Annotated in this window: 11 protein-coding genes; 8 read left to right on the top strand and 3 right to left on the bottom strand. The window is 71.8% G+C overall.

Annotated elements, in window-relative coordinates:
• Positions 1 to 14 precede the first annotated feature (14 nt).
• Genes speB through ASD48_RS05750 form a run of 3 tightly spaced genes read left to right on the top strand, consistent with a single transcriptional unit; the run spans position 15 to position 3,362 of the window.
• Positions 15 to 983, top strand: a complete 969-nt coding sequence (gene speB / locus ASD48_RS05760; RefSeq protein ID WP_057600291.1) for an agmatinase — start codon at positions 15 to 17, stop codon at positions 981 to 983.
• The gene (locus tag ASD48_RS05755) at positions 980 to 2,674 is read left to right on the top strand and encodes a thiamine pyrophosphate-binding protein (RefSeq protein WP_057600290.1); all 1,695 of its coding nucleotides are present in this window, start codon (positions 980 to 982) and stop codon (positions 2,672 to 2,674) included. Before speB ends, ASD48_RS05755 begins: the two co-directional genes overlap by 4 nt.
• Before the next feature lie 25 nt (positions 2,675 to 2,699).
• Positions 2,700 to 3,362 (top strand): maleylpyruvate isomerase N-terminal domain-containing protein, encoded by a 663-nt coding sequence (locus ASD48_RS05750; protein WP_057600289.1) that lies wholly within the window; start codon positions 2,700 to 2,702, stop codon positions 3,360 to 3,362.
• A 13-nt stretch (positions 3,363 to 3,375) separates the two neighbouring features.
• On the opposite strand, the gene ASD48_RS05745 is transcribed toward ASD48_RS05750, so the two are convergent.
• The 3 genes from ASD48_RS05745 to ASD48_RS05735 form a co-directional block, all read right to left on the bottom strand.
• A complete protein-coding gene (locus ASD48_RS05745; protein ID WP_057600288.1) occupies positions 3,376 to 3,729 on the bottom strand; it encodes a peptidase inhibitor family I36 protein in 354 nt (117 codons plus the stop codon).
• Positions 3,730 to 3,964: 235 nt separating this feature from the next.
• Positions 3,965 to 4,768, bottom strand: a complete 804-nt coding sequence (locus ASD48_RS05740) for an endonuclease (protein ID WP_057600287.1) — start codon at positions 4,766 to 4,768, stop codon at positions 3,965 to 3,967.
• 210 nt (positions 4,769 to 4,978) lie between these two features.
• Positions 4,979 to 7,351 carry a glycosyltransferase family 39 protein gene (locus tag ASD48_RS05735; protein WP_057601026.1) on the bottom strand — a complete coding sequence of 791 codons (2,373 nt, stop codon included), beginning with the start codon at positions 7,349 to 7,351 and terminating at the stop codon, positions 4,979 to 4,981.
• Between the two features lie 237 nt (positions 7,352 to 7,588).
• On the opposite strand from ASD48_RS05735, the gene ASD48_RS05730 reads away from it, so the two are divergent.
• The 5 genes from ASD48_RS05730 to ASD48_RS05710 all read left to right on the top strand — a co-directional run bounded on the left by ASD48_RS05730 (position 7,589) and on the right by ASD48_RS05710 (position 15,513).
• Entirely contained in the window at positions 7,589 to 8,440 is an 852-nt protein-coding gene (locus tag ASD48_RS05730; RefSeq protein ID WP_057601025.1) for a serine hydrolase, read from the top strand.
• A gap of 57 nt (positions 8,441 to 8,497) precedes the next feature.
• Positions 8,498 to 9,580, top strand: coding sequence for an esterase-like activity of phytase family protein (locus ASD48_RS05725; protein ID WP_057600286.1), 1,083 nt, complete (start codon positions 8,498 to 8,500; stop codon positions 9,578 to 9,580).
• 139 nt (positions 9,581 to 9,719) lie between these two features.
• Positions 9,720 to 13,448 carry an ABC transporter ATP-binding protein gene (locus ASD48_RS05720; RefSeq protein WP_057600285.1) on the top strand — a complete coding sequence of 1,243 codons (3,729 nt, stop codon included), beginning with the start codon at positions 9,720 to 9,722 and terminating at the stop codon, positions 13,446 to 13,448.
• A 120-nt stretch (positions 13,449 to 13,568) separates the two neighbouring features.
• Positions 13,569 to 13,973: a hypothetical protein gene (locus tag ASD48_RS05715; protein WP_107104269.1), complete on the top strand. Its 405-nt coding sequence runs from the start codon at positions 13,569 to 13,571 to the stop codon at positions 13,971 to 13,973.
• A 109-nt stretch (positions 13,974 to 14,082) separates the two neighbouring features.
• Positions 14,083 to 15,513: a S28 family serine protease gene (locus ASD48_RS05710; protein ID WP_057600284.1), complete on the top strand. Its 1,431-nt coding sequence runs from the start codon at positions 14,083 to 14,085 to the stop codon at positions 15,511 to 15,513.
• Positions 15,514 to 15,548: the final 35 nt, after the last annotated feature.

Raw genomic sequence — 15,548 nt, 5'->3', positions numbered from 1 at the left:
GAGAGCATTTGACCATGAGCGACAACGAGACGCCCCGCGGCCCCGTCGACTCCTCCCGCGTCCCGCGGTACGCCGGCCCCGCGACCTTCGCCCGGCTGCCCCGCCTCGACCAGGTCGGCCGTGCCGACGTCGCCGTGGTGGGCGTGCCCTTCGACTCGGGCGTCTCGTACCGGCCGGGCGCCCGCTTCGGCGGCAACGCGATCCGCGAGGCGTCCCGGCTGCTGCGGCCGTACAACCCGGCGCAGGACGCCTCCCCCTTCGCCCTCGCCCAGGTCGCGGACGGCGGCGACATCGCGGTGAACCCGTTCAACATCCACGAGGCCGTGGAGACGATCGAGGCGGCGGCCGACGACCTGCTCGGCACCGGCGCCCGCCTGATGACCCTGGGCGGCGACCACACCATCGCGCTGCCGCTGCTGCGCTCGGTCGCGAAGAAGCACGGACCCGTGGCCCTGCTCCACTTCGACGCGCACCTCGACACCTGGGACACGTACTTCGGCGCGGAGTACACCCACGGCACGCCGTTCCGCCGGGCCGTGGAGGAGGGCATCCTCGACACCGAGGCCCTCTCCCACGTCGGCACCCGCGGCCCGCTGTACGGCAAGCAGGACCTGACCGACGACGAGAAGCTCGGCTTCGGCATCGTCACCTCGGCGGACGTGTACCGGCGCGGCGCCGACGAGGTCGCCGACCAGCTGCGCCAGCGCATCGGCGACCGCCCGCTCTACATCTCCATCGACATCGACTGCCTCGACCCGGCACACGCCCCCGGCACCGGGACCCCGGAGGCGGGCGGCATGACCTCGCGCGAGCTCCTGGAGATCCTGCGCGGCCTGGCCTCGTGCAACCTGGTCTCGGCGGACGTCGTCGAGGTGGCCCCCGCGTACGATCACGCGGAGATCACGTCGGTGGCCGCGTCCCACACGGCGTACGAACTGACCACGATCATGTCCCGACAGATTGCCGAGGCTCGCGCGAAGTGACTCACGACCACGACCTGGTGCTCCGCCCGACGGAGGCGCAGACCGCCGCTGCTCTGAACCCTCCCGCCGGACGCAACGGCGGAGACCTGGTCGTGGAGACCCTGGCCGGGCTCGGCGCGACCACCGTCTTCGGGCTGCCCGGCCAGCACGCGCTCGGCATGTTCGACGCGCTGCGCCGCTCCTCGCTGCGGTACATCGGCCTGCGGGTGGAGAACAACGCGGGGTTCGCGGCGGACGCGTACGGCCGGATCACCGGCGAGGCGGCCCCGCTGCTGCTGTCGACCGGGCCGGGCGCGCTGACCTCGCTCGCGGCGCTCCAGGAGGCGGCGGCCGCCTCGGCGCCGGTGCTGGCGATCAGCAGCCAGGTCCCGACGGCCGGCCTGGGCGGCGGCCGGCACGGCTATCTGCACGAACTGCCCGACCAGGCGGCCTCGTTCCGCGGCGTGGTGAAGTCGGTCCACACCGTCCGCACCCAGTCGCAGATCCCGTCCGCGATCGAGGCGGCCTGGAAGTCCGCGCTGAGCGTGCCGCACGGCCCGGTGTGGGTGGAGATCCCGCAGGACGTGCTCCTCGCGCAGACACGGATCCCGGTGGTCACCGGCGGCGACGCCTTCCCCGAAGAGCTGCCGCCGCGCCCCGAACTGACGGCGGTCGCGGCCGACCTGCTGTCGAAGGCGGCCCGTCCGGCGATCATCGCGGGCGGCGGAGTCGTACGGGCGGACGCCTCGGGCAAGCTGAAGCAGCTGGCGGAGGTCCTGCGGGCCCCGGTGGTGACCACGCCCGGCGGCAAGGGGGCGTTCCCCTGGACGCACCCCCTCTCGCTCCAGTCCTGGATCGAGGACCGGCACACCACGGACTTCCTCGAGGACGCGGACGTGCTCCTGGTCGTCGGCTCGGGCCTCGGCGAACTCTCCTCCAACTACCACACGTTCAAGCCGCGGGGCCGGGTCGTCCAGATCGAGGCGGACCTCGGGAAGCTGGAGTCGAACCATCCGGCGCTCGGCATCCACGCGGACGCGCGACTGGCGTTGCAGGCGCTCCTCGAGACCGTGGAGCCGGTGGTGGAGGGGGCCCGGCCGGAGGCCGCCGAGCGCGTCCGCGAGGTCCTCGCGAAGGTCGCCGACCGCATCGCCGCCCAGGAACTCACCCTGGAGCAGGAGGTGCTGGCGTCGGTCCGCAAGGCGCTGCCGGCCGACTCCCCGTCCTTCTGGGACATGACGATCCTCGCGTACTGGGCCTGGTCGGCCTTCGACGCGAAGGGCCCCAACCACATGCACTCGGCCCAGGGCGCGGGCGGCCTGGGCTACGGCTTCCCGGCGGCGCTGGGCGCGGCGGCGGCCGACCCGACCCGCCCGGTGCTGGCGGTGTCCGGGGACGGCGGCGCCCTGTACTCGATCGCGGAGCTGGCGACGGCCAGGCAGTACGACCTGAACGTCACCTGGCTGATCGTCGACGACGGCGGCTACGGCATCCTGCGCGAGTACATGACCGACGCCTTCGGTGAGCCCACGGCCACCGAACTGGCCCGCCCGGACTACGTGGCCCTCGCGGAGTCCTTCGGGGTGCCGGGTGTGCGGACGTCGCCGGAGACCCTGGAGGCGGACCTGGCGAAGGCCCTGTCCGCACCCGGCCCCTCGGTGGTCCTCCTCCCGGCGGTGCTGCGGATGTTCGCGCCGACGCATCTGTCCTAGGCAGGACCGTTGATACGGTCCCGGCATGTCTGAAGCTCTCGGATCACCCGGCCCCGTCACCGCCGACGACGTGCAGGAGGCGGTCCGGTCGGCGGTGGCCGCGCTGCGCGGGGCCGAGACGGCCGACTGGGACGCCAAGGCCGGTTCCCTGGACTGGAGTTGCCGGGAGACCGTCGAGCATCTGGCCGACGACCTCTTCGCCTACGCCGCCCAACTGGGTCCGCGGGGCGGGCCGCCGGGCACCGAGGTGCCCTTCGTGTGGCGCGCGGAGCGGCCCGGTGCGCCGGCGAACGTCGTCTTCGCCGACCGGGCGGCCGGGGCGGCCGGGCTCGCGCAGGTGCTGGAGGCCTGCGGGGCGCTGCTGACCTCGATGGTGCGCACGACGCCGGCGGACGTCAGGTCGCATCACGTCTTCGGGGCCTCGGACCCCGAGGGGTTCGCCGCCATGGGGGTCGTCGAGACGCTGGTGCATCTGCACGACGTCGCCGAGGGGCTCGGTGTCCGCTGGGAGCCGGACGCCGGACTGTGCGACCGGGTGCTGGCGAGGCTCTTCCCGGACGCCCCGGCCGGCACCGACCGGTGGCCCACCCTGCTGTGGGCCACCGGCCGGGGAGAGATCCCGGGTCACGCGCGTCTGACGCGGTGGCGCTGGTACGGCGCTCCCCGCGGTGAGGGCGAGCGGCGGTAGGCCGGGCCGGGGGTCAGCAGGCGCCCGGGCCCACCGCGTCGATCCGGCCGCCGAAGTCGCCCAGGTAGCGGGTGCGGTAGTCGGCGTTGAAGACGTTCCGCTTCTCCACCGGGCCCCAGTTGATGAAACAGGCGCGGGTGCCGGAGACGAAGGAGCCCACGTGGTCGTGGAGGGCGGGAGGCATGTCGCGGTAGCCGCTGCGGGCGGTCCACTCCCAGCTGCTGCCGTGGAAGTTCTCGCCGCTGTAGAAACAGATCGACCCGTCGGGACAGGACGGCGCCGCGGCCGCCGCCGAGGCGCTCGGGGCGGGGAGGGTGAGGGCGGTCAGCGCGAGAGCGGCGGCGAAGGACCAGGCGCGAAGCTTCATGAAGGTCTCCGGGAAAGGGAGTGGGGGTCGCTCCGGCGGAGCTGCCGAGGCGCCCCCAGCCTCGCGTCCGGGCCGGGCGACATGCCCGGGAGGAAGATCCGGCTTCACCGGTGTGAGGGAACTAGTCCTTCCATCACACCGACTCCTGCGGCGGGTGTGCCCGTGCATGCCGAGAGGGGCTGAACCTCCCTGTCGTCTCGGGAAGTCCAGCTCCTCCGCGGTCGCGCTCCGGGTCCTACCAGATCGCCTCGACCCACTCCGGGTGGTCGATGAACGGGTTGCGGTTGTGCTGGTAGGTGTCGTAGATGACCTGGTTGCGGTTCTCCTCGAAGGCGCTCGGCGGGTCCGCCTCGTTCCACGCCTTGAGGACGGACAGCTTGCCCATGTACGGGTTGCTGCCGTTGCCGACCTTCTCGTTGGGCTCCAGGTCGGCGAAGCCGTCGTCACCCTCGTAGCGCACGGCCATGTAGAGGATCATGCGGGCCACGTCGCCCCGGTCCGCCGCGCGCGGCTGGAAGGAGTCGGAGTCGACGAGGCTGCCGCCGCCGTTGGTGACCGTGCTGCCGCCGTTGTCGAAGTCCAGGTTGCCGCGGATGCTGTTGACCTGTACGTCCGCGGGGCGCAGGTGGTGCAGGTCCGTGCCCGGACCGGTCACCTCGCCGAAGTCGCCGTGGGACTTGGCCCACGTGTGCTCGCGGTTCCAGTCGCCGACGTCACCGCCGTTGAGGGACTTGGCTCGCGAGACACCGCTGTACAGCAGGATCACGTTGCTGCTGTTGTTCGGGTCCTGGTCGGTGACCTTGAGGGCGTTCCAGACCGCGGAGTACGAGATCTTCGTCTGGCTGCTGATGATCGTATGCAGCGAGGACTTCAGGCTCGTGCCCGTCTTGCCGACCGCGTTCTTGTAGTACGTCGCGTCGTAGGCCGTCGTGGTCGCCGCGGCGGGGGTCGCGGTGAGCGCGGGCGCGGTGAGACCGACCAGGACGGCAGTGGTGGCAAGCGCCACCGACTTCCATCGGCGTATGCGTGTCGCCAGCATGTGGGGTGTCCGATCTACGCGGGTTGATTGGAGGCGGCAATCGGGAGAGTGACATGCACATGCGGTCATGGCAATGAATCTGACATGTCCATCAAGTGACGGGAACCGGCAAACTGCCCCTCATCTACGCGAGTTGAACGCGCTTTCTTACGCCGAAACGGCCCCTGACAATCAAGTCGGGGGCCGTTTCGTACTGTTGCGCCGTGCCGGTCAGCTCACGTCCGAGGCGTCCAGCCGGTAGATCGTCGACTGGTTGCTCTGCGACGAGGTGTCCGTGCCCGAGGCGTCCGTGCCGGACCCGGACGTGGTGGATCCCGAACCGGACTCCGACGTGGATCCCGAGCCGGACGCGGAGTCCGACGCCGAGCCGTAGTCGCTCTCCGGCACCGCCGTGCCGTTCTTCTGCACCCAGGCGGTGATCTCCTGGTTCAGGCTGCTGTTGCCGCCCATGCCGCCGCCGCCGAGCTGGATGTAGTGCAGCTCGCCGTTCTTCACCAGTTCCTCGAGCTTGGCGAGGGTCATCGCCTGGTCGCTGCCGGTGAAGCCCCACATGGAGATGACGGGCTTGCCGCTGCTGAGGATCATCTGGCCCGCGCTCTGCGAGTTGGAGACCGCGATCAGCCAGGTGGCGCCGTCCTGGTGCTTCTCCAGGTACGTGATCAGCTCGCTGTCGGCGCCGCCCATGCCGCCGCCCATGCCGCCACCACCCGTACCGCCGCCGGGGCCGCCACCGGTGCCGCCGCCCGGAGCCGTGCCGCTCTCGGCGCCGCCCTGGGCGCCACCGGGGAACTCCCCGTTCGCGCCGCCCTGTTGGCCGGCCTCGCCGCCCTGGCCGCCGCTGGGGGCACCGCTGGGGGCGCCGCCGCCCTGCGGGAGTTCGCCGTTGCCGCCGCCCGGCGTCGTCCGGCCGTCACCGCCGCCGGGGAACTCACCGTTCGCCTGGCCGCCCTGCTGCGTGCCGCCGGGGGCCTGGCCGCCGGGACCGCCGTTGCCGCCGCCGAAGCCGCCCCGGCCGCCGCCGGGACCGCCCATGCCGCCACCGGTGGACGGACCCGCGGTCGGGTTGGTGCCGCCCATCATCCCGCCGGAGGAACCGAAGGCCGGCGAGGCGGCGTACGCGGTCGGACCGGCGAGCGCCGCCACGATCGCCGCGACGACGGACGCGCCGAGCAGCCGGACCCTGACGCCGGAGCTCGCGGACCGCAGCACGAACAGGCCCGCGATCGCGAGGACCATGACCACGCCGACGGCCGGCCACAGCCAGGTGTTCCAGCCGGTGGCGCGCCGCAGCAGCACGATCGCCCAGACGCCGGTGACCGCGAGCCCCACGGGCAGCACCCACGACCAGCGGGCGTCACCGCCGCGCAGGGCACGCCACAGCATGACCCCGCCGCCACCGCACAGCGCCGCGATGCCCGGGGCGAGCGCGGTCGTGTAGTAGGGGTGCATGGTGCCCTCGGCCATGGCGAAGGTCAGGTAGTGCAGCACCAGCCAGCCGCCCCACAGCACCAGCGCGGCGCGGGTGGGGTCGGTGCGCGGGGCCCGGCCGCGCAGCACCAGACCGGCCACGAGCGCGATGCCCGCGAAGGGGATCAGCCAGGAGATCTGGCCGCCGAGGACGTCGTTGAACATCCGGCCGATGCCCGCGGTACCGGCGAAGGAGCCGCCGCCTCCGCCGCCCCCGCCGTTGCCCTCGCCGCCGAGGACCCGGCCCAGGCCGTTGTAGCCCATGATCAGGTCCCAGGCGCTGCCGTCGGTCGAACCGCCGATGTACGGCCGGTCGTCGGCGGGCACCAGGGACACGGCCGTCGCCCACCAGAAGCTGGCGACGGCCAGCGCCACGGCGGCCAGCGCCAGGTTCGCGGCCTTCTTCCTCCAGCCCGCCCTCGACGCGTACAGGTACACGGCGAAGACGGCGGGCAGGGCGATGTAGCCCTGGAGCATCTTGGTGTTGAAGGCGAGTCCGAAGCAGACCGCGGAGCCGAGGAGCGGCAGCAGCCGGTCCTCGCGGGTGGCGCGCAGGGCGAGGGCCGCGCCGGCCACCATCAGCAGGACGAGGACGGTGTCCGGGTTGTTGTCGCGGTTGATGGCGACGGTGATCGGCGTCAGCGCGAGCACGAGGGCCGCGACGGCGGCGGCCGCGTGTCCGAAGGCCCGCTTGACGCTGGAGTGCAGGATCCAGATCGTGCCCAGCGCCGCGGCCACCTCCGGCAGCATCATCTGCCAGGTGCCGAACCCGAAGATCCGGCAGGACAGACCCATGATCATGAGTGCGAACGGCGGCTTGTCGACGGTGATGAAGTTCCCGGCGTCCAGCGAGCCGAAGAACCACGCCTTCCAGCTCTGTGTGCCGCTGTAGATCGCGGCGCTGTAGAAGCTGTTGAGGCTCGACCCGGACAGGTTCCAGGAGTAGAGCACCGCCGCCAGGATCATGATCGCGATCAGCGCGGGCAGCGACCAGCGCGGGGCCCCGTCCGGCGGGGGCGCCGCCGGGGCCGTCTCGGAGGTCGTCGGCGGGGCCCAGTCCGGGGACACGGCGGGGGGCACGGCCGGGTGGGGGAGTGGATCGGTGGCAGATGTCACCCTGCGCATGCTGTACGGCCGTTGTGGGTGCTCGCTGTGGTCAGGCTGGCCGCCGCCTGTGAGAACGCACAGGGCGCGGTAACGCGTTGCCCAGGCTTTCCCCAACACCCGAGGTGACGCGCACAACCTTCGGTGACGCGTGACGCACACAACTTCGGTGACGCGCACAACCTTGCGGGCGAACACAAGCTCGGCGATGCGTACAACCTTTCGTACGAACTTGTGTGTCAACAGGTCATGACTCACCGGACACGAAGAAGCAGAAGGCTGCTCGGCGCCGGGCTCACCGCCGGCGTCCTCATATCCGGCGTGGCGGCCGCCGCGCCCGCCGCGGCCGCCACCCCCACCGTGAGCTGTACGTCGGCCAAGGCGGGGCTCGCGGCCAAACTGAAGAAGGACATCACCGCCGCGCTGGCGAACCGCAAGGGCACGATCGCCGTCGGCCTCTACGACCGCGCCACCGGCACCACCTGCACCCTGCGCGCCTCCACCGCCTTCGACTCGGCCAGCGTCGTCAAGGTCACCGTCCTGTCCGCGCTGCTGTGGGACGCGCAGAAGACCGGCCGGGCGCTGACCAGCCGTGAGAAGACCCTCGCCACGGCCATGATCACCAAGTCGGACAACGCCTCCACCTCCACCCTGTGGAAGCAGCTCGGCACCACGAAGATCAAGAACTTTCTGACGGCCGCGAAGATGACGCAGACCAAGCCGGGCGCGAACGGCTACTGGGGCCTGACCCAGATCACCGTCACCGACGAGCAGAAGCTGCTGAAGCTGCTCACCGCCAAGAACACGGTCCTGACCGACGCCTCGCGCGCCTACGTCAACACGCTGATGGGCCAGGTCGTCTCGTCGCAGCGCTGGGGCACGCCGTACGGGAGGCCGGCCGGGGTCGGCTGGCACGTCAAGAACGGGTGGCTGTCCCGCGCCACGAACGGCTGGCGGGTGCACAGCGTCGGCACCTTCAAGGGCGGCGGCCACGACTACGTCATGACCGTCCTCACCCACGGCAACAGCACCATGAACTACGGCATCACGACCATTCAGGGCGTCGCCAAGGTCATCCACAAGGACCTGGCCGCCTCCTGAACGAGGCTTTACGCGGTGTCCCACCGCACGTCACCGACCCGACCTACGGTGACGGGCATGCGCCTGCGAACCGTACTCGCCACCCTCACCGCCGGCCTGGCGGCGGCCGCCACGCTCACCGCCGCCGGGCCCGCCAACGCCCGCCCGGCCGCCGACCGGGCCACCGACACGGCCTCCGGCACGGCCCCCACCGCGCCCACCGGCACGGCCACGGGCGACGCCTGTTCGCCCGCCGTCTCCCTCGACGGCTTCTCCGACGCCCTCGACAAGACGACCTTCGACGGCACCTTCGTCGGCAACCTCTCCGCGCTCGCCCTGGACGGGGACGGCTCCCTCGCGGCCCTCTCCGACCGCTCCTCGCTCTTCCGCCTGGACGCGAAGACCCTCGCCCCGGAGTCGGTCGTCCCGCTCGCCGACGAGAGCGGCGCCGCACTCGACAGCGAGGGTCTCGCCGTCGACGGTGACGGCACCCGTCTGGTCACCTCCGAGACCGAGCCGTCCGTCCGCCGCTACAGCCACGACGGCAGGATCCTCGACCGTCTCCCGGTCCCGTCCTCGCTGCTCGTCGCCCCGGCCGGGCGTGCCACCGCCAACCAGACCTTCGAGGGCCTCACCCTTTTCCCCGGCGGCCGCACCCTCCTCGCGTCGATGGAGTACGCGATCTCCGGCGACAGCACGGGCATCGTCCGCTTCCAGACCTGGCGGCGCGGGCACGGCCGGTTCGCGCTCTCGGCCCAGTACGCCTACCGCGCCGACCCCGGCCTCGGTGTCCCCGAGGTCCAGGCCCTGCCCGACGGCCGGCTCCTCGTCCTGGAGCGCGGCTTCACCGCCGGCGTCGGCAACACGGTCCGCCTGTACCTGGCCGACCCCCGCCACGCCACGGACACCGTCGGTGTCGCGGACCTCACCGGCCAGGACGGCGTGCGCCCGGTCCGCAAGACACTCCTCGCCGACATCGTGAACTGCCCGTCACGCGGAGCGACCGCCGGGCAGCCCCAGCCGAACCCGCTGCTCGACAACATCGAGGGCATGGTGATCACCGGCCGCGCCAAGGGCCGCCTGCAGGTGCTCCTGGTCAGCGACGACAACCAGAACGCGGCGCAGACGACCCGCTTCTACCGGCTGCGCGTACGCGTCTGACCCCGTCCGGCCGCCGCTGACCGGCTGTGACCGTGTGTCCCCGATTGTTGCGGAGGGATGAAATCCGCTTCCTTCGGCGTTGGTGCCTTCCGGCAGACCGGGACGACCGGGAGGACCGGGACGACAGGAAGGCACCGGCGTGGCAGTGCAGCAGGGGGAGCAGCGGCGAGGCTGGGCGCGCAGACTGGCCAGGTACGCCTGGCGCCACCCGGCGAACGTCGTGCTCGCGCTCGGTTCCTCGCTCGCGGGCATGGCCGTCATGGCACTGGTCCCGCTGGTCACCAAGGTGATCATCGACGATGTGATCGGCGACCACAGCCGTTCCATGGGCCCCTGGGCCGGAGCCCTGATCGCCGCGGCCGTCCTCGTCTACGTCCTCACCTACGTCCGCCGCTACTACGGCGGACGTCTCGCCCTCGACGTCCAGCACGACCTGCGGACCGAGATGTTCGAGACGATCACCCGCCTCGACGGCCGGCGTCAGGACGAACTGTCCACCGGCCAGGTCGTGGGCCGCGCCACCAGTGACCTCCAGCTCATCCAGGGTCTGCTCTTCATGCTCCCGATGACGATCGGGAACCTGCTCCTCTTCCTGATCTCCCTCGTCGTCATGGCCTGGCTGTCCCTCCCGCTCACCCTGGTCGCCCTCGCCGTGGCACCCGCCCTCGCGTACATCGCCCGGCGCAGCCGCACCAGGCTGCACCCCGCCACCTGGTACGCCCAGGCCCAGGCGGCGGGCGTCGCCGGTGTGGTCGACGGAGCAGTCAGCGGCGTACGGGTCGTGAAGGGCTTCGGGCAGGAGGACCAGGAGACCGGCAAACTGCGCGAGGTCGGCCGCCGGCTCTTCGCCGGCCGGCTGCGCACGATCCGCCTGAACTCGGCCTACACCCCCGCCCTCCAGGCCGTCCCCGCCCTCGGCCAGGTCGCCATGCTGGCGCTCGGCGGCTGGCTGGCCGTGCGCGGCCACATCACCCTCGGCACCTTCGTCGCGTTCTCCACCTACCTCGCGCAGCTCGTCGGCCCGGTACGGATGCTCGCCGTGGTCCTCACGGTCGGCCAGCAGGCCCGCGCGGGCACCGAACGCGTCCTGGAGCTGATCGACACCGAACCGTCGATGAAGGACGGCACCAAGACACTGCCCGCCGACGCCCCCGCCACCGTCGAGTTCGACGACGTGACCTTCGGCTACGAAGCCGGCCGGCCGGTACTCGACGGCCTCACCTTCGAGATCCGCCCCGGCGAGACCCTCGCGGTGGTGGGCTCCTCCGGCTCCGGCAAGTCCACCGTCTCCCTCCTGCTGCCCCGCTTCTACGACGTCGGCAGGGGGGCGGTCCTCATCGGGGGCCACGACGTCCGCGAGCTCACCCTCGACTCGCTGCGGGCCGCGATCGGCCTGGTCCCCGAGGACTCGTTCCTCTTCTCCGACACCGTCCGCGCCAACATCGCGTACGGCCGTCCCGAGGCCACCCAGGAGCAGATCGAGGCGGCCGCCCGCGCCGCCCAGGCCGACCGGTTCATCGCCGAGCTGCCACAGGGCTACGACACGACGGTCGGCGAGCACGGCCTCACGCTCTCCGGCGGCCAGCGCCAGCGGGTCGCGCTCGCCCGGGCGATCCTCACCGACCCGCGCCTGCTGGTCCTCGACGACGCGACCTCCGCCGTGGACGCGGCGGTCGAGCACGAGATCCACCAGGCCCTGAAACAGGTCATGCAGGGCCGCACGACCCTGCTCATCGCGCACCGCCGCTCCACCCTCAACCTCGCCGACCGCATCGCCGTCCTGGACGCCGGCCGGCTCGCCGACCTCGGCACCCACGAGGAGCTCCAGGAGCGCTCCGCTCTCTACCGCCGTCTGCTCACCGACCCCGACGAGCTCGGCGGGGTCTCGCCCGGCCACGCCCAGCCCCTGGCGCCCGGCGAGGACACCTCCGTCCGCGACGAACTGGACGCCGAGTTCGACGCCGAGCGCGGGGTGACCCCCCGGCTGTGGACCGGCGACCGGGAGCCGAAGGACACCGCCCTGTCCGGGATGCCGGCCACCCCCGAGCTGCTCGCCCGGATCGAGGCGCTGCCGCCGCTCGTCGACACCCCCGACGTCGACGAGCGGCAGGCCGTCCGGCCGGAGGCGTCCTACGGCCTGCGCAGGCTGCTGCGCGGCTTCGGCGCGCCCCTTCTCGTCAGCCTCGCCCTGGTCGCCGTCGACGCCGGGACGAGCCTGCTGCTGCCGGTGATGATCCGGCACGGCATCGACCAGGGCGTGACCCGTGCGGCGCTGGGGGCCGTCTGGGCGGCCTCGCTGCTCGCGCTGCTCTCCGTCCTGGTGCAGTGGATCGCGCAGACCGGCGAGATCCGGATGACCGGCCGGACCGGCGAACGCGTGCTCTACACCCTGCGGCTGAAGATCTTCGCCCAGCTCCAGCGGCTCGGGCTCGACTACTACGAGCGGGAGCTGACCGGCCGGATCATGACGAGGATGACGACGGACGTCGACGCCCTCTCCACCTTCCTGCAGACCGGTCTGGTCACGGCCTTCGTAGCGATCGTCACCTTCTTCGGCATCATGGGCGCCCTGCTGGTCATCGACATACAGCTCGCGCTGGTCGTCTTCGCGACGCTCCCGCCGCTCGTCGTCGCCACGTACTTCTTCCGCCGGGCCAGCGTGAAGGCGTACGAGCTCGCCCGTGAGCGGGTGTCGACGGTCAACGCCGACCTCCAGGAGTCGGTGTCCGGGCTCAGGATCGTGCAGGCCTTCCGGCGCGAACGGGACGGCGCGGCACGGTTCGCGGAGCGCAGCGACAGCTACCGCACGGCGCGCATCCGGGGCCAGTGGCTGATCTCGATCTACTTCCCGTTCGTGCAGCTGCTGTCGTCGGTCGCGGCGGCGGCGGTGCTGATCGCGGGCGCCGGCCGGGTGGACGCGGCGACCCTCACCACCGGTGCGCTGGTCGCGTACCTCCTGTACATCGACCTGTTCTTCGCCCCCGTCCAGCAGCTCTCCCAGGTCTTCGACGGCTACCAGCAGGCGACCGTCTCCCTGGGCCGGATCCAGGAGCTGCTCCGGGAGCCGACGTCCACGAAGTCCGCCGAGGAGGCGGAGAAGGTCCGCTCGCTGCGCGGCGAGATCGCCTTCGAGGACGTGCACTTCCAGTACGGCTCCGCCGACGAACCCGAAGAGGCCCTGACCGGCATCGAGCTGCGCATCCCGGCCGGCCAGACCGTCGCCTTCGTCGGTGAGACCGGCGCGGGCAAGTCGACCCTGGTCAAACTGGTGGCCCGCTTCTACGACCCCACCGGCGGCCGGGTCACCGTCGACGGCACGGACCTCCGCGCCCTCGACCTCACCTCGTACCGCCACCGGCTGGGTGTCGTCCCGCAGGAGGCGTACCTCTTCCCCGGCACCGTCCGCGACGCCATCGCCTACGGCCGGCCCTCCGCCACCGACGCCGAGGTGGAGGCGGCGGCCAGGGCGGTCGGCGCGCACGAGATGATCGCCACCCTCGACGGCGGCTACCTCCACGAGGTCGCCGAGCGCGGCCGCAACCTCTCCGCGGGCCAGCGCCAGCTGATCGCGCTGGCCCGCGCCGAGCTCGTCGACCCGGACGTCCTGCTCCTCGACGAGGCGACGGCCGCCCTCGACCTGGCCACGGAGGCCCAGGTCAACCAGGCCACGGACCGCCTGACCGGCCGCCGCACCACACTGGTGGTGGCCCACCGCCTGACCACCGCCGCCCGAGCGGACCGCGTCGTGGTGATGGATCACGGCCGGGTCGTCGAGGACGGCACCCACGACGCCCTGCTCGCCCTGGGCGGCAGGTACGCCCGCCTCTGGCGCACCTTCGTCGGCGAGGACGAGCCCGCGGCGGTGTGACGGCGGCAGCGGAAGGTTCAGCACCCGAGACGGCGTGAGGGCAACCATTCGGCGTGTGTCGTGCGTCCGTACATCAGTACGGCGATCGTGAGTACGGCGGACGTGGGAGGGGCGGGGACCGTGGGCACAGGTGCGAGAAGCGGGACGGTCCGGCGGCTGACGCTCGGGCTGGTCGTGACGATCGTGTCCGCGCTGCTCGCCGTCGTCGCGCCGGGCAGCGCCCAGGCCGCGACCTCCGCCGGCTCCTGCCCGGGCCGGAAGGTGCGCACCCTGCCCTTCTCCACCGGCTCCGTGCTGGTCTACAAGGGCAGTGGCTACGTCTGTGCCGTCACCGTGCAGAAGCACCCCGGCACCAAGCGGCTGATCTCGGTGAGCGTCCAGGCGCGCGGCCATGTCGCCGTGCCGAAGTCGAGGAAACACACGCGCAGTTCCCCGCCGGCCAGGGTCTACGCGGGACACCGGTGCGTGCGGGTGACGGGCGCGGTGGCCGGCGGTTCGTACCGCTCGGGCTGGATCCTCTGCTGAGCCGACCCCCGGCGTGACGGCACGGTACGTCAATCCCCTCTGGTGTGACGGGTGTTGCTCCGATAGCTTCCGGCGACGCACATCTGTCTCACAGGGAGGGTGCACGCGCATGCGCAAGGCGCTCAGATGGCTGCTGGCGCTCACGGTGCTCATAGGCACCTTGAGCACGGCGGCCACGGCAGGGGCGGCCACCGCCGCCGAGCCCAAGGCCACCGCCGGCACGGACATCAAGGACCGGCTCCTCGCCGTACCCGGCATGAGCCTGGTCGAGGAGAAGCCGTACCCCGGCTACCGCTACTTCGTCCTGAACTACACCCAGCCGGTGGACCACCGGCACCCCGCCAAGGGCACGTTCCAGCAGCGGATCACCGTGCTGCACAAGGACACCGCGCGCCCCACGGTCTTCTACACCGGCGGCTACAACGTCTCCACCAACCCCAGCCGCCGCGAGCCCACCCAGATCGTGGACGGCAACCAGGTCTCCATGGAGTACCGCTTCTTCACGCCTTCCCGCCCCGACCCGGCCGACTGGTCCAAGCTGGACATCTGGCAGGCGGCGAGCGACCAGCACCGCATCTTCAAGGCGCTGAAGAAGATCTACGCCGAGAACTGGATCTCCACGGGCGGCTCCAAGGGCGGCATGACGGCGACGTACTACGAGCGGTTCTACCCCAAGGACATGGACGGCGTGGTGGCCTACGTGGCCCCGAACGACGTCGTCAACGACGAGGACTCCGCCTACGACCGGTTCTTCGCGGGCGTCGGCACCAAGGAGTGCCGCGACCGCCTGAACGCCGTGCAGCGCGAGGCGCTGGTGCGCCGGGAGCCGCTGGAGAAGAAGTACGCGGACTACGCGGCGGCGGAGGGCTTCACCTTCACCACCATCGGCAGTCTGGACCGCGCCTACGAGGCCGTCGTCCTCGACTACGTCTGGGGCTTCTGGCAGTACAGCCTGCTGTCCGACTGCGAGTCGATCCCGGCGAACGCCGCCACGGCGACGGACGACGAGATCTGGACGTCCGTCGACACGATCTCGGGCTTCTCGTTCTACACGGACCAGGGCCTGTCCCCGTACACCCCGTACTACTACCAGGCGGGCACCCAACTGGGCGCCCCCACGATCCACTTCCCGTCCATCGAGAAGAAGTACATCCGCTACGGCTACCAGCCCCCGCGGAACTTCGTCCCGCGTGACATCACCATGAAGTTCCAGCCGTCGGCGATGCGCGACGTCGACACCTGGGTGAAGCACAACGCCCATCACATGCTCTTCGTCTACGGCCAGAACGACCCGTGGGGCGCGGAACGCTTCCGGCTCGGCAAGGGCGCGCAGGACAGCTACGTCTTCACCGCCCCCGGCCTGAACCACGGCGCGAACGTCGCCGGTCTGGTCGCCGACCAGAAGGCGCTGGCCACGGCCCGCATCCTGGCCTGGGCTGGCGTCTCGCCGACCGCCGTCTCGCAGGCCCGGCCGCTGGCGAAGTTCGACGCGGGGCTGGACGTCCGGGACGTGGAGCGGGAGCCCGCGCTGCGCCCGTGACATCCGCCGGTTTCCCGCGCACAGGGGCCCCGACG

Origin of the sequence: Streptomyces sp. Root1310 (genome assembly GCF_001426425.1) — a bacterium.
Lineage (GTDB): Bacteria > Actinomycetota > Actinomycetes > Streptomycetales > Streptomycetaceae > Streptomyces.
Note: the sequence above shows the minus strand (reverse complement) of the source record. Positions and strands in the feature narration are given on the sequence as shown.